This is a genomic window from Brevibacterium sp. K11IcPPYGO002 (genome assembly GCF_050920635.1).
Classification (GTDB): Bacteria; Actinomycetota; Actinomycetes; order Actinomycetales; family Brevibacteriaceae; genus Brevibacterium.
This window is the reverse complement of sequence record NZ_CP131929.1, coordinates 1,410,292-1,430,681: the sequence shown is the minus strand read 5'-3', so window position 1 is coordinate 1,430,681 and position 20,390 is coordinate 1,410,292. Positions and strand designations below refer to the sequence as shown.

At 64.8% G+C, this 20,390-nt stretch carries 19 protein-coding genes and 1 tRNA gene; 5 read left to right on the top strand and 15 right to left on the bottom strand.

All coding sequences use genetic code 11. From position 1 onward, the window contains the following. The first annotated feature begins 11 nt into the window (after positions 1-11). Positions 12-88 (top strand) — tRNA-Leu (locus QYM46_RS06500). 68 nt (positions 89-156) lie between these two features. Here QYM46_RS06500 and bioD read toward each other — a convergent pair. Genes bioD through bioB form a run of 4 tightly spaced genes read right to left on the bottom strand, consistent with a single transcriptional unit; the run spans position 157 to position 4,730 of the window. Continuing rightward, complete coding sequence (gene bioD / locus QYM46_RS06495; protein WP_432791268.1) at positions 157-1,026, bottom strand: ATP-dependent dethiobiotin synthetase BioD; 870 nt, start codon at positions 1,024-1,026, stop codon at positions 157-159. Beyond that, the gene (locus QYM46_RS06490) at positions 1,023-2,156 is read right to left on the bottom strand and encodes an aminotransferase class I/II-fold pyridoxal phosphate-dependent enzyme (protein ID WP_432791267.1); all 1,134 of its coding nucleotides are present in this window, start codon (positions 2,154-2,156) and stop codon (positions 1,023-1,025) included. The genes bioD and QYM46_RS06490 overlap by 4 nt, the downstream gene beginning before the upstream one ends. Next, complete coding sequence (gene bioA, locus QYM46_RS06485) at positions 2,153-3,499, bottom strand: adenosylmethionine--8-amino-7-oxononanoate transaminase (RefSeq protein ID WP_432791266.1); 1,347 nt, start codon at positions 3,497-3,499, stop codon at positions 2,153-2,155. Before bioA ends, QYM46_RS06490 begins: the two co-directional genes overlap by 4 nt. Further along, positions 3,492-4,730 (bottom strand): biotin synthase BioB, encoded by a 1,239-nt coding sequence (gene bioB, locus QYM46_RS06480; RefSeq protein WP_432791265.1) that lies wholly within the window; start codon positions 4,728-4,730, stop codon positions 3,492-3,494. Before bioB ends, bioA begins: the two co-directional genes overlap by 8 nt. Positions 4,731-4,802: 72 nt before the next feature. Between bioB and QYM46_RS06475 the strand changes: the two genes are divergently transcribed. Together QYM46_RS06475 and QYM46_RS06470 are read left to right on the top strand one after the other, a co-directional pair. Continuing rightward, positions 4,803-5,243 (top strand): hypothetical protein, encoded by a 441-nt coding sequence (locus QYM46_RS06475; protein ID WP_432791264.1) that lies wholly within the window; start codon positions 4,803-4,805, stop codon positions 5,241-5,243. A gap of 96 nt (positions 5,244-5,339) precedes the next feature. Further along, the gene (locus QYM46_RS06470; protein ID WP_432791263.1) at positions 5,340-5,909 is read left to right on the top strand and encodes a carcinine hydrolase/isopenicillin-N N-acyltransferase family protein; all 570 of its coding nucleotides are present in this window, start codon (positions 5,340-5,342) and stop codon (positions 5,907-5,909) included. Positions 5,910-5,936: 27 nt separating this feature from the next. On the opposite strand, the gene QYM46_RS06465 is transcribed toward QYM46_RS06470, so the two are convergent. After that, positions 5,937-6,326 (bottom strand): winged helix-turn-helix transcriptional regulator, encoded by a 390-nt coding sequence (locus QYM46_RS06465; RefSeq protein WP_025777669.1) that lies wholly within the window; start codon positions 6,324-6,326, stop codon positions 5,937-5,939. Between the two features lie 112 nt (positions 6,327-6,438). On the opposite strand from QYM46_RS06465, the gene QYM46_RS06460 reads away from it, so the two are divergent. Next, complete coding sequence (locus QYM46_RS06460) at positions 6,439-7,044, top strand: NAD(P)-dependent oxidoreductase (RefSeq protein ID WP_432791262.1); 606 nt, start codon at positions 6,439-6,441, stop codon at positions 7,042-7,044. A gap of 116 nt (positions 7,045-7,160) precedes the next feature. Here QYM46_RS06460 and QYM46_RS06455 read toward each other — a convergent pair whose 3' ends face one another. From QYM46_RS06455 to QYM46_RS06435, 5 genes are all read right to left on the bottom strand, one after another. Then, entirely contained in the window at positions 7,161-8,534 is a 1,374-nt protein-coding gene (locus tag QYM46_RS06455) for an NAD(P)/FAD-dependent oxidoreductase (RefSeq protein WP_432791261.1), read from the bottom strand. 91 nt (positions 8,535-8,625) lie between these two features. Then, positions 8,626-9,870 carry a S8 family peptidase gene (locus QYM46_RS06450; RefSeq protein WP_432791260.1) on the bottom strand — a complete coding sequence of 415 codons (1,245 nt, stop codon included), beginning with the start codon at positions 9,868-9,870 and terminating at the stop codon, positions 8,626-8,628. Then, positions 9,867-10,814, bottom strand: coding sequence for an exopolyphosphatase (locus tag QYM46_RS06445; RefSeq protein WP_432791258.1), 948 nt, complete (start codon positions 10,812-10,814; stop codon positions 9,867-9,869). The genes QYM46_RS06450 and QYM46_RS06445 overlap by 4 nt, the downstream gene beginning before the upstream one ends. A gap of 8 nt (positions 10,815-10,822) precedes the next feature. Further along, positions 10,823-11,350 (bottom strand): DUF501 domain-containing protein, encoded by a 528-nt coding sequence (locus QYM46_RS06440; protein WP_432791257.1) that lies wholly within the window; start codon positions 11,348-11,350, stop codon positions 10,823-10,825. Next, a complete protein-coding gene (locus tag QYM46_RS06435; RefSeq protein ID WP_432791256.1) occupies positions 11,350-11,844 on the bottom strand; it encodes an FtsB family cell division protein in 495 nt (164 codons plus the stop codon). The genes QYM46_RS06440 and QYM46_RS06435 overlap by 1 nt, the downstream gene beginning before the upstream one ends. Positions 11,845-12,367: 523 nt before the next feature. Between QYM46_RS06435 and QYM46_RS06430 the strand changes: the two genes are divergently transcribed. Then, a complete protein-coding gene (locus tag QYM46_RS06430) occupies positions 12,368-13,273 on the top strand; it encodes a DUF559 domain-containing protein (protein WP_432791255.1) in 906 nt (301 codons plus the stop codon). A 390-nt stretch (positions 13,274-13,663) separates the two neighbouring features. Here the strand turns inward: QYM46_RS06430 and eno are convergent, their stop codons facing one another. The 5 genes from eno to mfd form a co-directional block, all read right to left on the bottom strand. Beyond that, complete coding sequence (eno, locus tag QYM46_RS06425) at positions 13,664-14,944, bottom strand: phosphopyruvate hydratase (protein ID WP_432791254.1); 1,281 nt, start codon at positions 14,942-14,944, stop codon at positions 13,664-13,666. Between the two features lie 76 nt (positions 14,945-15,020). Next, entirely contained in the window at positions 15,021-15,863 is an 843-nt protein-coding gene (locus tag QYM46_RS06420; protein ID WP_432791253.1) for a tyrosine-protein phosphatase, read from the bottom strand. Then, the gene (locus QYM46_RS06415) at positions 15,860-16,354 is read right to left on the bottom strand and encodes a MazG nucleotide pyrophosphohydrolase domain-containing protein (protein ID WP_432791252.1); all 495 of its coding nucleotides are present in this window, start codon (positions 16,352-16,354) and stop codon (positions 15,860-15,862) included. The genes QYM46_RS06420 and QYM46_RS06415 overlap by 4 nt, the downstream gene beginning before the upstream one ends. Before the next feature lie 63 nt (positions 16,355-16,417). Continuing rightward, on the bottom strand, positions 16,418-16,612 hold the full coding sequence (locus tag QYM46_RS06410) for a CsbD family protein (protein ID WP_432791251.1): 195 nt from the start codon (positions 16,610-16,612) through the stop codon (positions 16,418-16,420). A 120-nt stretch (positions 16,613-16,732) separates the two neighbouring features. Beyond that, positions 16,733-20,332, bottom strand: a complete 3,600-nt coding sequence (mfd, locus tag QYM46_RS06405; protein ID WP_432791250.1) for a transcription-repair coupling factor — start codon at positions 20,330-20,332, stop codon at positions 16,733-16,735. Positions 20,333-20,390: the final 58 nt, after the last annotated feature.

Genomic DNA, 20,390 nt, shown 5'->3' with positions numbered 1-20,390 from the left:
TGAGCATTCCCCCCCCTATAGCCCAATCGGCAGAGGCAGTCGACTTAAAATCGATTCAGTGTGGGTTCGAGTCCCACTGGGGGGACCACATAATTTGCGCCTGACCTGCAACGATTCACAGTGACGACCAGGCTGATTCCTTCACCGCCTCTGCGATCAGGACAGCCGCAGCCACCCAGGTGCCCGGGCAGTGAACTCGTTCCGATCGAGCCTGTCTCCGACCCCGGCGGGAATCGCTCCGAGGACAGGTGCCATCGCCGACAGTGCAGCCAAATTGTCACGGTCAACCGGAGACGCCTTTTCGGGCCACGAACCGATGATGATGCCGGTGGTCGAAACCCGCCGTCTCTCAAGGGCTTCAGCGGTGAGAGCGGTGTGGTTGAGAGTCCCTAAGCGTGAGCGGACGACGATGGCGGCACCGACCAAGTTTTCTCCCTCCGACAGTCCGGCTGCGATGTCGGCGAGGGTAAGCCCTCCGAAATCGACGAGGACTCCCCCGGACCCTTCGACGAGGACATGGTCGGCATCGGTTCGTGCCAGTGCCGTACGTATGAAGTCCACATGCTCGGCCGCGCTCGGCAGATTCGAGACTCTGTCGGCTCCTGAAAAGTCCGGAACGGGTCGTACAGCGCCAGCTGACTCATCATCGACTGACTCAGGGTCTGCTGGCCATGGGTCGGCTGATTTGGCATCAGCTGATTTGTCGTCGGCCGACTTGTTCTCGTCCGATTCGGCTTTGGCGGCGGGAACCGGAGCCATCGGCAGGCGGAGGGTGGTGTTCGTGAACGTATAGATGCCGGTCAGCCGCGCCACCGCCTCCGCGTCAGATTCTGTGACGACGTCGCAGTAATCGGACTCGAGCTGCTCACGTGCAGGATCGTCGGCCCTGATATGCCCCGTCTGGATCGGCTTGCACATGATCACTCGACGCCCAACCGCCGTCAGTGCCGCGGCCAGCGCCGCGGTGGCGATGGTCTTGCCGACGCCGGTGTCCGTTCCCGTGACGAGCAGAAAGCGCGGGATCATGCTGCCGACTCCGCAGCGCAGATTTCGGTGATCGCCCGAATGCGCTCACAGGCATAGGCCAGCTCATCAGGGCTGAATCCGGCGCGAGCGGTCAGCCGCAGACGCGTGATGCCGTCGGGCACCGAAGGTGGGCGGAAACAGCCGACGAGGATGCCTTCCTCGCATTGCAGTTCGCGTGCCCGGACGCCGGATTCCGGGCTCGGCATCGGAACGGACAGCACCGCACCGGCTGGAACCGGCACATCAAGCACGGCTGCCAGTTGTGCGCGGGCTGCCTTCATCGAGGCCACCCGCTCAGCGGTGATGAGGTCGAGAGCGGCACGCGCAGCGGCCGCCCCGGCAGGGGAAAGACCGGTGTCGAAGATGAAGGTACGTGCAGTGTTGACCACAGCATCACGGATGAGATCGGCTCCCAGCACAGCCCCTCCTTGGGAGCCGAGCGCTTTCGACAGCGTTGCGGTGACGACGAGACGGTCGCGGAATTCGCTCACCGCGGCAGCCGCCCCCATTCCGACGAATTCCTCGGTGCCGGTCACACCGATCCCGTGGGCTTCGTCGACGAGCAGCAGAGCGTCGTAACGAGCGCAGAGGTCAAGAAGTCGGGGCAGGTCCGCGGCGTCACCGAAGACGGAGTACACCGATTCGACGATGACAAGCGCCTCGGACTGCTGACGACCAGCCAGTGCGGCTTCAACGGCGCCCTGGTCGTTGTGGGCGACGATACTCGTCGGAGCTTTCGCCAGACGGCAGGCATCGATGAGTGACGCATGGTTGTGGGCGTCGGAGATGATGAGAGTATCGGGACCGGCCAGAGCAGTGACGGCAGCGATATTGGCCAGATAACCGCTGGAGAAGGTCACACACGCAGGGTGCCGCAGCCGTTCGGCCAGCGCAGCTTCCAATCGGTGGTGGGCGTGTGTGGTTCCGGTGACGAGTCGGGACGCGCTGGCCGAGGTGCCGCTGCGTTCGATCTCCTCGATCGCTGCGGCACGCACCAGCGGATGCGCCGAGAGTCCGAGGTAGTCGTTCGAGGCGAGGTCGAGTCCGTCGAGCACGAGGTCACTGCGGTCCAGACCGGCAGCACTTCGGCGCTCGGCCGCGGCGGAAAGGCGGGAGAAGAAGGCGTTCACGATGCAACCTCGAACTCGCACCCATCCCCGTGTGCCGCGGCTGCCGCGACCATCGCCGCCGTGATGGTGTCCACCACCTCCGGAGACGAGATATAGGGAGGCATCGTATAGATGTGCCGCCGAAACGGCCGCAGCCACACCCCATGTTCGGCGGCTATGCGCGTGGTCAGCCCCACGTCGACCGGGCGGTCGAGTTCGACGACGCCGATACCACCGGTCACACGCGTCTCGGCCACGTGCTCGAACCCTCGAGCGGGAGCGAGCCCGGATTCGAGAGCCGGGGCGATGCGTGCGATGGCCGCCTCCCACCCGCTCTCGTCGGCGGCGAAGAGCAGACTGATCGAGGCAATGGCTGCCGCGCAGGCCAAAGGATTAGCCATGAACGTGGGCCCGTGCATGAGTGCTCGGTGGGACGAAGCGGTGATGACGTCTGCAACCGTTTCACTGCACATCAGCGCCGCCAATGTGAGATAGCCGCCGGTCAGAGCCTTGCCCAGGCACATGACGTCCGGGGTGATCCCGGCGGCCCGACAGGCGAAGTCAGAGCCCGTGCGTCCGAAGCCGGTGGCGATCTCGTCGGCGATGAGCACGGCATCGATCTCAGTGGCCAACCGTCGCAGTGACTGCAGGGCGGCTGGGTGATACGGGCGCATGCCTCCGGCACCTTGGAAGAGGGGTTCGACGATGATGCCGGCGATCTCTGCCCCGTGCGCATCGACGAAGTTTTCAGCCTTGATCACCCATGCGTCCACTTCGGCGGTGGAAGCCTCCGGCAACGGCGGACGAGGTAGGAACAGCTGAGATGCCAGCAAACCTGCGAAATCGGTGTGCATCCCACCGACCGGATCGCACACACCCATCGCTCCCGTCGTGTCACCATGGTAAGCGCCTTCGAGTGCGAGGAAACGTCTGCGATCGCGCCCGCGAGCCCGTTGATATTGGAACGCCAGCTTGAGCGCGACTTCGACCGAGACCGAGCCAGAGTCGGCCAGGAAGACATGGTCGAGTCCCGGCGGTGTGACTGCGACGAGGCGCTCGGCCAGGTCGACGGCCGGACCGTGCGTCAGACCGCCGAACATGACATGTGAGAATGACCCCAGCTGAGCGGTCAGCGCCGCGTCCATGAACGGATGCCGGTAGCCGTGGACGACCGACCACCACGAGCTCATGCCGTCGACAAGCCGGTGAGAGGCACCGGCGACATCGCACAGGTCCACGTAGGGACCAGCCGCGCCGGTGACTGAGAAGTGCGCGCCGGCGTCGAGCGGAGCGTAGGGATGCCATAGGAGCCCGGAGTCGCGTTCCAGAGTGCTCAAAGGATCACGTCGCGCAGGATCAGGCATTGGGTGAGAGCTCCGTCCCTGCGCCTCGACGACGGATCGTCGGGATCGTGACGCCGGAACCGTCTGCCTCGTGACCGACGGGCGGCGACGGCTTGCCGCACGGCAGAGTGCCGGCTGCCGATGGCACCGAGGCGGGCGCATTCGCCATGTCGGCGGCGGTGGTGTCGTCACTTTCATCGGGGGTTGCGCTGCCGAAGGCCGCGAGATGGGCGGCCCGGTGGGACTTGAGCTCATCACGCAGCTGTTGGGCACTGTCCGCGCCGACGATCTCGAATCCGCCGTCGACGATCATGTCGAGGTCCTCTTCCGCGGCCTGTCCCTCCGAGGTGAGGTAGTCGCCGAGGAAGAGGGAATTGGCCACGTGCAGCGACATCGGCTGCAGCGAACGCAAGTGCATCTCCCGGCCGCCGGCGATGCGCAGCTCGCGGTCCGGGCAGAGGAACCGGACCGCACAGAGAATCCGCATACAGTGCTGCGGGGTAAGCGCCCAGGTACCTTCGAGTGGCGTACCGTCGAATGGAATGAGGAAGTTGACCGGGATCGAATCGGAGTCGACGGCCTTGAGCGCTTCAATGGCCTCGATGATCTGTTCGTTCGTCTCCCCCATTCCGACGATGAGCCCCGAGCACGGGGAAAGTCCTGCACCGCGGGCCTTGTCCACAGTGTCGACGCGATCGGCGAATGTATGAGTCGAGCAGATGTCGGCGTAATGGGACTCAGCGGTGTTGAGGTTGTGGTTGTACGCGTCGACCCCGGCGTCCTTGAGCCGCTTCGCCTGACCGTCCTTGAGGAACCCGAGGCACGCGCACACCTCGACGCCGGGCGATGAGGATTTGATTTCCTCGACCATGCCAGAGACTCGTTCGACGTCCCGGTTCGAGGGACCGCGTCCTGAGGCTACGAGGCAGACCCGCGAGGCTCCTCCTGCCAGACCGAATTCCGCCTGCCGCTTCGCCTCTTCCCTGGGCAGCCACGAGTATTTGAGGATGTCGGCTTCGGAACCCAAGCGCTGCGAACAATAGCCGCAGTCTTCTGGACACAGCCCTGATTTGAGATTGACGAGGTAGTTGACCTTGACGAGATTGCCGAAATGTTCGCGGCGCAGCCGTGAGGCAGCCGCGATCAGATCGAGCAGATCCTCATCGGGCGACGACAGGATCGCGCAAGCATCGGAGGCGGTGGCCGAATCGCCGGCGAGCACGCGCTCGGCGAGTATTTGATAGCTATCCATATTGCCATTATTGAACACTGTTCAGGAGGGTGCAAAATCCCACGTTGTTGCCCGAGCAGGCAGAATGGTGTGATGACTTACGCGCTTCTCACCGTCAGCGGCCACCCACAGTGCGTCGATGGAACGGACGACCCGCGCCTCGCCGAGGCGGACGGACCGGCCGCACTCCTCGACGTCGACAGCGATGTTGCGGACTCTGGAGCACCGCCGCTCGGCGAATGCATCAGCGCTCCCTGCCGCCCCCTCGCCTACCGCGAGATCGGTGGCGAATGGACGGAGGTCGGCTTCGAAGCCGCCGATCATTGGGTGCAGATGGGTCCGGACCTGCGCAGCCGCCTCGTCGCGGACCATCTCTCGACGCTCGACGTCGCCGAGTTCAAACAGGCGACGAACGGCGGCAGCGCCTCGATCATCACGAACAACTGGGTCTACTCCGGCCAGCCGCGGATCTATCGGGTCGCAGGGGGCCTGCGTGATTTCGTCACCGTGTTCGGACAGCTCGCTCGTGCTTGATGTGCCGCACTCGGTGTGCCGCCTTCATCGCCTGCCCGGGCCGATCGAGACGACCTTGATAGCATTCACCCCACACCGATGACCCGCATCGGACCGATGCCCTCTCGGCCCCCCTGCGTCCAAGGACGGACAGCACATGGCGCATCAGAGATCGAGCCCAACTCCCCTGAGTCCGCCTCCCACTCCCCTGAGTCGACGATCGGTGCTCATCGGTGGTTCAGCGGCTGGGGCATCCAGCGCATGGTGCTCGACCACGCGGAGAGACTCGAGGACGCACTCGACCTCTTCGACGACCACAATGTCGATTTCACCGGCGGGCCCGGACTGCACTATCTGATCGCCGACGGCACGGGGGCGAAAGCCGTCGTCGAATACGACGCCGGCACGATGCAGGTCATCCGTCCTCCGCAGGGGCAGCCGTGGATGTGCTTGGAGAACGTCCACATGTCCACGACGTCCGAAGATCAGCGCAGCGGACAGTGGCGTTACTCCACCTGCGCGGACACGCTCTCGGCCGCCGCTGGGAAGGTTTCCGTCAATGATGCGGTCGGCCTGCTCGACGATGTGCGCCAGGCCCACACTCAATGGCAGTGCGTCTACGACCTCGGCGAAGGCACCCTGCGGGTGATCGCGGAGAAGTCACACGACTTCACCCTCTCCAGCTGATCGCTCGGGCTCTGTCTTGGGAACTGTTCACATGCCCGCGGACACCTGTGCTTCGTCGTGGCGGTCCCGGTTCTCGACGATCTCCGCGACATTGGCTTCTGCCCACGTCCGGAGTGCGGCCACGGGTTCCTGCAGTGACCGGCCGAGGTCGGTGAGCGAATACTCCACCCGCGGCGGCACCTCGGCGAAGACCTCGCGCTCGATGAGGCCGTCGGCGACAAGCGACCGCAGGGTCGAGGTCAGCACCTTCGGGGTGATTCCGCCGATGGCCAGACGGATCTCGTTGAAGCGCTTCGGACCGGCATCGAGGATGTCGACGATGAGCACCGTCCACTTGTCCCCGACTCGATCGAGAACCACTCGGGTCGGGCATTCGGGGTCGAAGGCATCGCCTTCCCATCGAACTCTCACACTCATGGCTCAATAGTATCCTTGAGGTACTCGATATCCCAAAGATATCTTAGGAAGGTCAGACTACGACTTCCACCGTGCATCGCAGGCGCGCTGCACGTCGAACGAATGGACTCATATGAAGATCGCACTCTTTGGAGCATCGGGAATGATCGGCTCGCGCGTCGTCGCCGAGGCGGCCTCCCGCGGGATCGAGGTCACCGCCATCACCCGCTCCGGCACCGAGGTGAACGGCGCGACGCGCTCGATCACCGGTGATATGGCCGATGCGGAACTCGGAGCACGCATGGCCGCCGACCATGATGTCATCGTCTCCACCACCGGGCCCAGCCGCACGGGCGGGGACCACCAGGAATGGCTCGATGCGTTGTCGACCGTGGCGAAGGCCAGCGGTGAGACCCGACTGTTCGTCGTCGGCGGTGCCGGTTCCCTGTTCGCCGGGGACACGATGCTCAAGGACACCGAGGGTTTCCCTCCCGCGTACAAGGCTGAAGCCGAGACCGGCACCAAGGCACTCGAACTGCTGCGTGCGGCGAACCCGTCCCCGTGGACGCTCATCTCCCCCGCACCGGAGATCGCTCCGGGTGAGCGCACCGGTTCCTACAACGTCGAGCTCGAGGTGCCAGCGGGCGACTCGATCTCGGCCGAGGACTTCGCTGTAGCCATGGTCGATGAGATCGCCGAGCCTGCGCACATCGACGCCCGCTTCACCGTGGCGAACTGAGCAGGGCTCACTCACTGCAGAGTCTGCAGATATGACTGACGCCGGGGATGCGGTTGCATCCCCGGCGTCAGTCGTCTCATCAGGGCGTATCGCCGGATGGCACCGGCTGCCTCGAATCAGGCCTTGGCAGGCTCCTTCTTCGGAGCCGGCTTCGAGTTGGCGGCCTCGACGAAGTTCTTGCGCGGAACATCGAGGTCTGCCAGCGGCATGACGTCGCGGCCGAGGACGGCGTTGAGGAACCAGTTGCCGAAAACCTTGACCTTGCGGTCCATGGTCGGGATGGCGTAGCCGTGGTACGCCCGGTGCATGAGCCAGGCGAGAATTCCGCGGGCTTCGAAATCGCCCATCTGCGAGACGCCCTTGTACACGCCCAGACCGGCGACCGTACCGATGGTCTTGTGGAAGTACTGCTTGAACTCGGCCTCTCCGCGCAGTGCGGCGAGCACATTGGCAGCCAGTACGGGGGCCTGACGCACGGCGTGCTGAGCGTTGGGCACGCAGAAGCCTGCCACTCCGCCGCCGGACAGGTCGGGAACAGCGGCGTTGTCGCCGGCGGCCCAAGCGCCCTCGACGACTCCGTCATCGCCCTCGACCCGCAGGTCGGCGCGCACGGTGACGTTGCCGCGTTCGTTGATCGGCAGGTCGGAGTCGATGAGCATCGGGTTGGCCTTGACACCGGCGGACCAGACGATCGTGTCGGCGTCGAACTCTTCGCCGTTCGAGAGCTTGATGTGCTTGTCGGTGCAGTCCTGAAGGAAGGTCTCGAGGTAGACGTCGATTCCGCGTTCGCGCATGTGCTCGACGACCCAACGGGCCTGAGCTTCGCCGACCTCGGGCATGACGCGGCCGAGAGCCTCGACGAGGACGAAGCGGACATCGGCTTCGGTCAGAGTCTCGTACTGGGCGATGGCCGAACGGACCATGTCCTCGAGTTCGGTCAGCAGCTCGATGCCGGCGAATCCGCCGCCGACGAAGACGAAGGTCAGAGCCTTGCGGCGCTCTTCGTCGTCCTCCATCAGAGCGGCGTCGGCCAGGCGGGACAGCAGGTGGTCACGCAGCGCGACGGCTTCTTCGATGCGCTTGAGCGCGATCGCGTTCTCCTTCAGGCCCGGGATCGGCAGCGCACGGGCAACCGAACCGGAGGCGAGGATGATGTGGTCGTAGTCGAGTTCGAACGCTTCATCGTTCTCGGGTTCGATGGTGGCGAACTTCTCAGCGTGATTGATCGAGGTGACCTTCGCGGTGATGACCTCAGCGCCCGGCAGGTTGCGGCGCAGCGGCACCACAGCGTGACGGGGCTCGATCGACCCGGCTGCCACCTCGGGGAGGAACGGCAGGTAGGTCATGTACGGATTGGGATCGACCACGGTGACGGTGGCTTCGCCCCGACCGAGGTTCTTCAGCAGATTCTGAGCGGTGAGCAGGCCGACAGAGCCACCACCGACGACGAGGATTCGTGGACGCAGTTTTGAGTTTCTGATGAGTGCCATAATCCCATGCTAGACCCTTGTGAAAACTTTCACTAATTGTTTGTCTCGCGGACTCGAACACCGCAGATCAGAGCAGTTCCGTCTCCCGGTTTCAGCGTCGACGGCGGGCGAAGGAGACGACCGAGACGATCATGAGAACCAGGGCGATCAGGGCACCGGCGCCGAGGACGGCGAAGCCGAGAGTCGGTGTCGACTGCGTGGCGACGATGTCGGTCGGCGCGAGTACCTTCGGGCTCTCGGACTCATCCGGAGCGGCGGTTTCGGTCTCTTCGGCCTTCGCATCCCCGCGACGATGCATCTTCACCCAATCCGCCAGTTCATCCTCGGCGGAGGATACGTTCTTGGGCACTTTCGCTTTGACGGCGCCCTGCGGGTCGACGCGCCCCCACCCGACGATCGGGTCGGGCTTGTCCTTCTTGCTCACCCCCTTGTGCCCGTCGACCGGTTCGGCGCTCGACTGCAGTTTGGCGCGGACCTCATCGGCGCTGAGGTCGGGGTTCTCGGAGCGGATGAGCGCTGCCACACCCGAGACGACGGGTGAGGCGAAGGAGCATCCCTGGCCTTCGGCGTAGCCGCCGCTGTAGTACGGGATGGGAATGTCCTCGGCCGGCCCCATGAGGTCGACGGCGGTGCCGGGGGCGGTGGAGTCGTCGAGGACCTTTCCGTTCTGGTCGAGTCCGCCCACCCCGATGACACCAGGGACCGTCGACGGCGACCACGCCTGGGTCGCTCCCTGTGAGGCGTTGCCGACGCAGGCGACGACGAGCACGTCCTTCTCATAGGCGTAGGCGAAGGATTCGTCCCAGCTCTCCGGCCAGCCCGGATCGTCCCAGCCCAGCGACATGTTGATGACCTTCGCACCGGAGTCGACGGCCCACCGGATGGCCTGATCGGCCTGTTCTCGAGTCGATCCGGACTCTTTCGGGCGGTCGGGGCCCAGCCACATCGACGCCGACAGGATCTCTGCGTCCGGGGCGACGCCGGTCGGTCCGGCACCGACTCCTCGGCCGGCGATGACTCCGGCCACGGCGGTGCCGTGGTGGATCGTGGTCTTCCCGCCGATCGGGGTCTTTCCGTCCTTGCCCAAGCCGCTGAAGTCCTTCGACTTCTTCACCACGCCTTTGAGGTCTTCGTGGTCGGTGTTGACGCCGGAGTCGATGACTGCGACTTTGACGCCCTTGCCCGTGGACTTCTTCCAGACCTTGTCGATCCCGTAGTCCTTGATGAACCACTGGCCGGGCCCGGCCTTCGGCGCCGCCATGACCGGCTGGGTGGTGCCGACGACGAGTCCGAGGACGACGGTCGTGACGGCGAGGAGTCGGGCGGCGGCTCTCACGAGCTCGTCAGCGCAAGATCGAGCGCGGTCCCGTCGAGGATGTCGGTTTCGGAGACCCGAATGTCCAGCGATCCCCCGGCGGCCGTCACTGCCTGGTCGAAGCGGTCGACGGTCCGAGCGAAGAGCAGCGATCCGGCGCCGATGACATCGACGCGTCCAGGGTGCATGTACGGCAGATCCGTGCGAGCCCGGCGGTCCATGGACAGAAGACTGCGGGATTCGTCTGCCACGTCCGCGACGCTGATATGCGCTCCGTGGATGCGCTCTCGCTGGTAGCTCTCGAGTCCGAGGATGCCTGCGGTGATGGTGGTGACGGTGCCGGCGACTCCGATGAAGGTGCGCGGTGCGGAGAAGTCGACGATATGGGCCGCCTGGTCGAGCTGGGCGTCGATATCGGCCAGTGCTGCCTGAATCTGAGCGTCGTCGGGTGTCTCAACGGGCATATGGCGCTCGGTCAGACGCACCGACCCGATGTCCATGCTCACTGCTGCTTGGACATCGTCTCGGCCGAGGACGAGTTCGGTCGATCCGCCGCCGAGGTCCATGACGACATACGGTCCCTCGGCATCCGTGAGCCCGGCAGTGGCGCCGAGGAAGGACAGTCGGGCCTCTTCCTCACCGGCGATGACGTCGGGGACGACACCGAGGATCGAGAAGATCCCGGCGAAGAACTCATCACGGTTCTTCACGTCGCGGCTGGCCGAAGTCGCGACGAATCTCAGCTTCTCCGGCTGGTAGTCGGCGGCCACCTCGGCGAATTCCCGCGCCACGGTGAAAGTGCGCTCGAGCGCCTCCGGAGCGAACTCGCCGGTGGCGTCGACGCCTTGGCCGAGGCGGACTATCCGGGTCTCACGGCGCAGGTCTGTGAGGGTGCCGTCGGCGGCGACATCGGCGATGAGCAGACGCAGGGAGTTCGTCCCACAGTCGAAGGCGGCAACACGCATGGCAGGTCCTAGTCGGTCGGTTCTGTGGTGGCAGCGGCCTCGGCCAGCGGCGGCACGTCGCTCATGAACGACAGCGCGCGATCACCGATCGGGTTGACACCGAGCCCGGCGGACAGCGAATGTCCGACGAGGGCGTGGAGGCATTTCACCCGGTTCGGCATTCCGCCGGCTGAGTAGTCCTTGATCTCCTCGACGTCCGCCAGGCCCGCTGCGGACCCGATCTCTGAGCGGACGTCGAGATAGGCGCGGTGCGCGGCGGCATAGGCGGCGGCAAGTTCCTCATCTTCACCGATCTCGGCGGTCCAGTCGGCCATGATTCCCGATGCTTCGAGGCGTGAGCATTCGGCCACATAGGCGGGATGGGTGAGGTAGAAGGTCGTCGGGAACGGTGTGCCGTCTTCGAGGCGGGGTGCCGTGGCGACGACGAGCGGTTCACCGGCGGTGCTGCGAGCGGCGATGCCGACGACGCCTCGGGGAATGCGTCCGAGTTGGTCTTCGAGGACTGCGAAATCCGCCTCGGTGCACTCTGTGATCATCAGCTCTTCTCCACGGTGTTTCCGGTCTCCTGAATGGACTCCAGCAACTCAAGGTACCAGGCCTGCTTGCGAACCGGCCGTGCGGACTCGGTTTCGTCGTCCACGGCTTCTTGGTTCGTGACGATGACCGCGTTCTTGCCCTTCTCCACGTAGTACTGGTCTTCGCGGGCTTTGCGCTTGATGTAGTCGGGATCCCTGAGATTCTCGTTCTTCTCCTCGAGGCTCTTGACCTCAGCTTTCGTCGTCTCGATCTCATCGTTGAGAGCGGCGATCTGCTGGGCCTGCTTGAGCGCGGAGTTCAGGGGCGAGAGGAAGGCGAGGAGGACGACGGCGATGACGAGGAGGAAGATGCCCGTGCGCAGCGATATGCGGCGGCTCCGCGCCTCGGCGTCCATGTCGGCATCCGCTTCGATGACCGGTTTCGGGCGTCGGCGAGGGGTGGCTTTGCCAGGAGCCGATTTCGGGGCACTTCGTCTGGGCTTGCTCGGGACCATGCTTCTTTCCTCTGCGACTGGGGATCGGGGAAGAGTGTCGCAACATCTCCAAGTGTGCCGTGTCCGCATTCTCTGCGCGAGGATTTCGGACCCGTGGCGTGTTCGATTCTCACGTATCTTCCATCACGTTGCAGCGTGCTCGCCGACCCTCTACATCCGGAGCCTCCCCTTCACCTTTACCGCCACTCCCTCCCGGCGGCCGCTTCTCCTACACCTGGCAACGCACCCCACACCGTTCACGGCAAACCCCCTCGTTCCTGCACTGGGTTATGCGGCTAACGGTGATGTATGCCCGCAATCTCCCGCCGTCGGACCTCCGATGCCTGCCGGTCGCTCCGCGCAAACCTCGACTATCCACAAGGTTATCCACAATGCAAGGGTGATCTATTGTCTTTTGTTGTGATTAGGCGCATTTTAGTGACATGTACAAACTGCTGAGCACCGAGGAATCGTCCGACTCGGATTCAACCACGCGGACATCCGACGCGCCCGCGCCTGTTGTCTGCGCAGACTCTCACGCGGCATGTACTTGGTCAGCCGAGTCTGCGAGCGAGACTTCCACCGCCCTCTCTGGGCCAGCATCGACGAGCGGATCCATGAGGTCTTCATCGACCACGGCGACATCCGCGACGAGGTCAACGAACTCAACGCTTCTCTGTCTGGGCACTTCAGCCAACGGGCCGATCAGAGAACGGACGATTCGAAACCCGACCCGCCGGAGGAGATCTACTCGCACATCTCGGCGGCTCTCATCCACGGCCTGCCGGTCGCCTACCCCGTCACACACCAGATCGAGGTCGTCCGTCCCGGCGTCAACCGTCGCTTCAAGAGCATCCATGTCCGCGGCAATCAGATTCCCCAGGCTCATCGCGCCACGATCGGGGGCGCCGAGCTCACCACGCTCGAACGCACACTCATCGACGTCGCCCGCAGCTACAACCTCGACGTCTCCGTGCCCATGATCGATGATGCGCTGCACCGAGAGCTGACGACCAGAGAGACGATCCTCACGACCCTCGCCCAATGTCTGGAGAAGCGCAACGGCTTGAAAGTGCGGTTGGCCATCGATCTGGCTGATGCCCGGCGCGAATCACCCGCCGAGGCGGTCGCGGCGGTGCGATTCTACGAACACGGAATCACGGGCGTGGAACCGCAGGTGACGTTCCGCGCCGACAGCTTGAACCGGGATATCCGCGCCGACTTCTGTCACCGCCGGGCGCGTCTCATCATCGAGATCGACGGCATCGGCAAGCTCTATCTGGGCTCAGGTGTTCCCCGACAAGAGCTCGAAGCGGAACGCCGCCGTGAGCAGTGGCTGCGCGACCAGGGTTGGCAGGTGATTCGGATCAGTTGGAAGGAACTGTTCGAAGAGGCGAAGTTCCATGACATCCTCTTCGCCATCCGCCGCGCGCAGAACGCCACCGCCTGAATCGGCGGCGCATCCCGCACCGCTGCTGTCACACACTCCCATTGCGTCGAGCACGCAGTCTCGAATGGCGCGATCTGCGGAGTTTCATCCCGCACCGCTGCTGACAGCTCATACACGTGCTCGACCACCCCTCACCCGTAGTGACTCGTCAGAGTGGTGCAACGGTGCCAATTGCGAGGAAGGCGAGGGAAAGTCGCCGATGGGCAGGCATGAGACGACTGGTGACAGATGGTGGCACGAAAACCGACTACCGGCAGCAGGGAATCATCGCGGCAGGCAGGTGTGGGAGACCATGAGGTGGGGAGGCCGACGTGAATAGCGCCGAGGCGGGGCCGGGCGATCGATGTGATCGTCCAGTCCCGCCTCAGGGTGTTCAGGGCCCTGCTGACCTCAGGCTTCGAAGCGCGGGAAGGCGCTGCGGCCCGCGTAGCGTGCGGCATCGCCGAGCTGCTCTTCGATACGCAGCAGCTGGTTGTACTTCGCGACGCGCTCGGACCGGGCCGGCGCACCGGCCTTGATCTGACCGGCGTTGGTCGCCACGGCCAGGTCGGCGATCGTCGTGTCCTCGGTTTCGCCGGAACGGTGCGAGATCATCGTGGTGTAGCCGTTCGTCTGAGCCAGAGACACAGCGTCGAGGGTCTCGGTCAGGGTGCCGATCTGGTTGACCTTGACCAGCAGCGAGTTCGCCGTGGCGTTGTCGATTCCGCGCTGCAGACGCTCGGGGTTGGTCACGAACAGGTCGTCGCCGACGAGCTGGACCTTCGACCCGATCGTCTCGGTCAGGGTCGCCCAGCCGTCCCAGTCGTTCTCGTCGAGGGGGTCCTCGATCGACACGAGCGGGTACTTCGCCAACAGCTCTTCGTAGTAGGCGGCCATCTCCTCAGCGGACTTCTTGCCGCCTTCGAACTCATAGGCTCCGTCGGAGTAGAACTCCGAAGACGCCACGTCGAGGGCCACGGCGATATCGCGTCCGGGACGGTGGCCGGCGATGTCGATGGCCTCGATGATGAGGTCGAGTGCAGCGGCGTTCGAGTCGAGGTTCGGAGCGAATCCGCCCTCGTCGCCGAGCCCGGTCGAGAGTCCGCGTTCCTTGAGCACGCCTTTGAGCGCGTGGTAGACCTCGACGCTCCACTGCAGCGCTTCGTGGAAGCTGGCGGCGCCGATCGGGGCGATCATGAATTCCTGGATGTCGACGTTCGAGTCGGCATGGGATCCGCCGTTGAGGATGTTCATCATCGGCACGGGCATGACATGCGCATTCGGTCCGCCCAGGTAGCGGTAGAGAGGCAGATCGGCCGAGACCGCTGCTGCGCGGGCCACGGCCAGCGAGGTGCCGAGCATCGCGTTCGCGCCGATGCGAGACTTGTTGTCGGTGCCGTCGAGTTCGATGAGCGCTTGGTCGACGAGACGCTGATCGTCGCTTTCGAGTCCGACGATGACTTCGTGGATTTCGTCGACGACAGCGTCGACGGCCTGGGTGACGCCCTTGCCCAGGTAGCGCTCGGGATCTCCGTCGCGCAGCTCCACGGCTTCGAACTCACCGGTGGAGGCACCGGAGGGAACTCCGGCGCGACCGACGGACTCATCGGCCAACAGCACTTCCACCTCGACGGTGGGATTTCCCCGGGAATCCAGGATTTCACGGGCGTTTGCGGCAACGATCTCGGCCACTGAGTACTCCTTAGCATTCGGTTTCACATGGGGAACATGTGCCTGCAGGACAGCTTAATGCACCGCGCGTCCGGGCTCACCCTCGGTCCGAGCCCCGGTTGGACTCGGGCTCGAGCAGGCAGTGCCGCAGTCGTTCGGGCGTCGCCGGGTCCATCCCGTGCGCGCGCAGGTAGGCTTCGACTCCCCCAGGCACTCCCCCGTCCTTCGCCGAGGCGGCCCCGTGCTCGGCTGCGATCCGATCGAGGATCTCGTGCATGAGTTCGGCAGGGGCGGCAGTGGCCGTCGCAGCGAGGTTGCCGGAGATCCCTGCATCGGAGAAGTTCCGGGTGATCGCTTCCAAGAAACCCCCGGACAGATGGGTGGAGGTGATGGCGTATTCGGCGACGATCTCCTGTCGTCCCACGCCGAGGAGGTCGAGCAGGAACGCTCCGATCACGCCGGTGCGATCCTTCCCGGCAGAGCAGTGGAAAACCACGCCTTCGGTGCAGTGTTCGGCGATCAGATCGACGGCGGCTGCCAGTCGGTGGCCGAAGTGGACGATCATGAGTTCGTAGATGCGGCTGAGGCTCCGGTCGCGCAGATCCATCCCGGTCGCCTCGGCGGCGGCTTCCATCTCTTCCCTGCTCAGCGGTCGGCTGGGGAAGAAATGATCGTCGAAGACAGGCAGCTCGATAAGACGGACGTCGAGTCCATCGAGCGCATCGGGCAGCTTCGCCCGCTCGCCGATATCACGCAGATCGATGACTGTGCCGATGCCGAGTCCGCCGATGTCCGCACGCCCCCGATCGCTCAGCTGCGCCAGACCGTCAGCACGGAACACCTTCCCGGATCGCACTCGATGCTCCCCTGCCTCGGTGGCGGGTCCTCCGAGGTCACGGAAATTGAAGGTGCCTTCGATCGCGAGTCTCTCCAGACTCATGGGGTTCTGCCCTCGTCCCGCACTGCGGCCTTCTCCTCTGCTTTGATCCGACGGTACTCGCGTTCGACGTCGTCCAACGATGCCATCTCGTCCCCGGAATCATCGGTGAACGCCAGGGGATGACGACGGATGAGTTTGGCCTCGAGGCCATCGATGATGGCGCCGAGGCTGTGCCCGTATGCGTGCCCGCTGCTCTCATCGAGCAGGGCGGAGTGGAAGAGCACCTGGTAGAACACGTCGCCGAGCTCTTCGATGACGGCCGCCCGGTTCTCAGGAGTGGGTTCTGTCGTGAATTCTTCGACAGCGTCGATGAGTTCGTCGGTCTCCTCCCGAGCGTATTTCTCCAGGCTCTGGTGATCCTGCCGGCTCGACCAGGGGCAGCGTCGCCGCAGAGTCGCCATCGCGTCGATCACCGCTTGCAGTCGCGGTTCGACCTGTCCCGGTCCGACCGCACCCTGGTCGACCGAGCTCTGCTCGTCACGTTCACCCACGAAAGATCCTCCGGCCGGCACGAAAGACCCTCACCGCAACAACGGTGAGGGCCGGTTCGCCGGTCACTTCGAGAATTTGTCCTTGACCGATGCGCCGAGGTCCTTGACGGACTCGCCGACATCCTTGGCCTTGGCCTTGAGCTGATCGGTGGCGCCTTCGGCCTTGAGTTCGTCATCACCGGTCACATCACCGACGGTCTCCTTGGCACGACCGCCGAGATCTTCGGCCTTGTTCTCGAACTTGTCGTCAACACCCATGGGGATACTCCTTAGTAGACAGCTGCGTGAGTAGCACTTGCTGCGGATGCCTCCGCGCTTCGCACTCTACGCCACTGCACGGGCACGTGGGACGGTCGACGATGAACAGTCGGCGAGTTCTCAACCGTTGTTCGCGGCACCGGTCTCCTTGATCTCCGTGGCTTCGGACTCGATGACCGGCAGGATCGCGTCGAGGAACTGGTGTGCCCACCGCAGGATGTCAGAGTCGGTCATCTCCTTGGTGTCGAATCCGCTGCCTGCCATCGGTTTGGGCACGAGGACCGAGCGCAGCGCCGGTTTGAGCAGCGACTTCGGATACAGACGTTTGAGCCGGACCACTTGGGAGTCGGAGAGTTCGACGGGCCCGAAGCGGATGAAGTTGCCCTGCATGACGATGTCGTTGACCCCGGAGGCTCGGGCGCGGATGCGCAGCCTGGCCACATCGGCGAGGACACCGACGGGTTCCGGATAGGGGCCGTAGCGGTCGGTGAGTTCGTCGAGGACCTCCTGCAGCTGTGCTTCGTCGGTCGCTGCGGCCAGCTTTCGGTAGGCCTCGAGTCGCAGTCGTTCGTGATCGACGTAGTCGGCCGGCAGGTGGGCGTCGACGGGCAGTTCGATGCGCATGTCGGCCTCGGGTTCGGTCTCCTCACCGCGGAACTTCGCCACGGCCTCGCCGACGAGCCGAACGTAGAGGTCGAAGCCCACACCTTCGATATGGCCCGACTGCTGACCGCCGAGCAGGTTGCCGGCTCCGCGGATCTCGAGGTCCTTCATCGCCACCTGCATTCCGGCTCCCAGTTCGGTGTGCGCGGCCAGGGTCGTCAGACGGTCGTGTGCGGTCTCGGTCAGCTGCGTGTCCGGCGGGTAGAGGAAGTAGGCGTAGGCGCGTTCGCGTCCACGGCCCACACGTCCGCGCAGCTGATGGAGCTGAGAGAGTCCGTAGCGGTCCGCATTGTCGATGATCAGCGTGTTCGCGTTGGCGATGTCGATTCCTGTTTCGACGATCGTCGTGCACACGAGCACGTCGTACTTCTTCTCCCAGAAGTCGACGATGACCTGTTCGAGTCGCGTCTCGTTCATTTTGCCGTGGGCGATGGCGATTCGCGCCTCGGGCACCATTTCGGCGATGTGACCGGCAACGGCTTCGATATCGCGGACCCTGTTGTGGATGTAGAAGACCTGGCCTTCGCGCATGAGTTCGCGGCGGATCGCTGCCTTGATCTGCTTGTCTTCGCGTTTGCCCACATAGGTCAGCACCGGGTGCCGCTCTTCCGGCGGTGTGGCCAGGGTCGACATCTCGCGGATGCCGGTCACGGCCATTTCCAGGGTGCGCGGGATCGGGGTCGCCGACATGGCGAGGACGTCGACGTTCGTCCGCAGCGCCTTGAGCGTCTCCTTGTGTTCGACGCCGAAGCGCTGCTCCTCGTCGATGATAACGAGCCCGAGTTCCTTGAACCGCACTTCGCCGCTGAGCAGCCGGTGGGTGCCGATGACGAGGTCGAGTCTGCCGTCGGCCAGATCCTCCTTGACCTTCTCCGATTCCTGTTTGGTCTGGAACCGGGAGAGAGCGCCGATGGTCACGGGGAATCCCGAGTAGCGTTCGGCGAAGGTCTCATAGTGCTGTTGGACGAGCAGCGTCGTCGGCACGAGCACGGCGACCTGTTTGCCCTCCTGGATCGCCTTGAACGCGGCACGGACCGCGATCTCCGTCTTCCCGTAGCCCACATCGCCGCAGATCAGACGGTCCATCGGCACGGTCTTCTCCATGTCCGACTTGACCTCGTCGATGGTAGTCAGCTGGTCGGCCGTCTCCACATAGTGGAAGGCGTCCTCGAGTTCGCGCTGCCAGGGGGTGTCGGGCCCGAACGCGTGGCCGACGGTGGCCTGGCGGGCGGAATACAGGCGGATGAGTTCTCCGGCGATCTCCTTGACTGCCTTGCGGGCCTTCGCCTTCGTCGTCTGCCAGTCGGCGCCGCCCATCTTGTTGAGGTTCGGGCTCTCCCCGCCGACATAGCGGGTGACCTGGTCGAGCGCATCGCTGGGAACGTAGAGGCGGTCGCCGGGCTGTCCGCGTTTGGCGGGTGCGTACTCGATGATGAGGTATTCGCGGGTGTGCTTGTTCGCACCCTTGCCCGCGGTTCGCTGCGTCATTTCGACGAATCGCCCGACACCATGCTGGTCGTGGACGACGTAGTCGCCGGGTGCCAGATTGAGCGGGTCGACCTGGTTGCGCCGACGGCGGGTGGGCAGCTTGCGCATGTCCCGCGTCGAGGTGGCCGCCGCCCGACCGAGCACATCGGCCTCGGTGAGCACGGCGAGTTTGAGATCGTCGAAGACGAATCCACCGAAGGAGGCGGCTGTCGTCACGGTCACCAGGGCTTCGGGCAGATCGGTGGGGTCATCGACGAAGGTGGCGGGCACTCCGGCTTCGGAGAACACCTCGACCATGCGTCGGCCGGGCCCCTGGCCCTCGGTGAGCACGAGGACGCGCCACCTGTCGTGGATGAGTCCTTTGACGTCGGCGAGGATCGCCTCGACGTCGCCGGCATAGCCCTTCGGGATGCGCGCGGGAACGGAGAAGATGTTCTCCTCGGGGCCGGCGAGTTCCTCGTCGGCGGCGAATCCGCCGATCTCCCACCATGCCAGGCCGATGAGGCGAGCGCCCTCGGCCATCTCGGTCACGGTGCGGAAGCTGGCGGCCGACAGGTCGATCGGGGTCTCTCCCCCACCGGCGGCTCCGGTCCAGGCGGCTTCGAGGAATTCGTTCGTCGTCTCCACGAGATCCGCGGCGCGGGCCTCGACGCGTTCTGGTTCGGTGATGATGATCTTCGATCCGGCCGGCAGCAGAGCGATGATCGGCTCCATCCCGTCGGCGAGGACGGCGGTGAGCGACTCCATGCCTTCGACGGCGACTCCGCCGGCGATCTTGTCGAGCATATCGGCGGCGCTGGGGACCTCCTCGGCGAGTTCTGCGGCCCTCTTCCGCACCGAATCGGTCAGGAGCAGCTCCCGGCACGGCGGTGCCGACAAGCGCAGGGGTTCGTCACCGTCTTCGGCGGGTACTGAGCGCTGGTCACTGACGGAGAATTCGCGGATCTCGTCGACCTCGTCGCCGAAGAACTCCACACGCAGCGCCCGCTCCGAGGTGGCCGGGAAGATATCGACGATTCCGCCGCGGACCGCGAATTCGCCGCGTCGGGAGACCATGTCGACGCGGGAGTAGGCGAGTTCGGTGAGCCGTTCGGCCAGCGCATCGATCTCATATTCGTCGCCGACGGCCAGCTCGACCGGTTCGATGTCGCCGAGCCCCTTTGCCAGGGGTTGGAGGAACGCGCGCACGGGCGCGATGATGAAGGTCAGCTCCCGACCGGGAGTGGGATGGGCCAGGCGGCGCAGCACCTCGAGACGCTGACCGACGGTGTCCGAACGCGGCGACAGCTTCTCGTGCGGCAGGGTCTCCCAGCTGGGGAAGATCGCGATCGACGCCGACGGCACCCAGTCGGCGAGCGCCTGGGTGAGGTCTTCGGCCTCACGCGTCGTGGCCGTGACGATGAGCTGCGGCGCAGAGGCCCCGTCGGTGGTGACGGTGCGGCGCAGGATCGACGGCCACAGTCCCTTGATCGCCGCGATCGTGCCACCGGCGGTGTTCGCGTCGTTGAAGGCCGCGACGAGTTCGGTGATGGTGGGATTCCGGCGGGTGAGATCAAGTCCGTTGAGCACCCGAACAGTCTAGGCCACGCAGCTGACACGACACATTCGGTGCCCGATTCGAAACGGC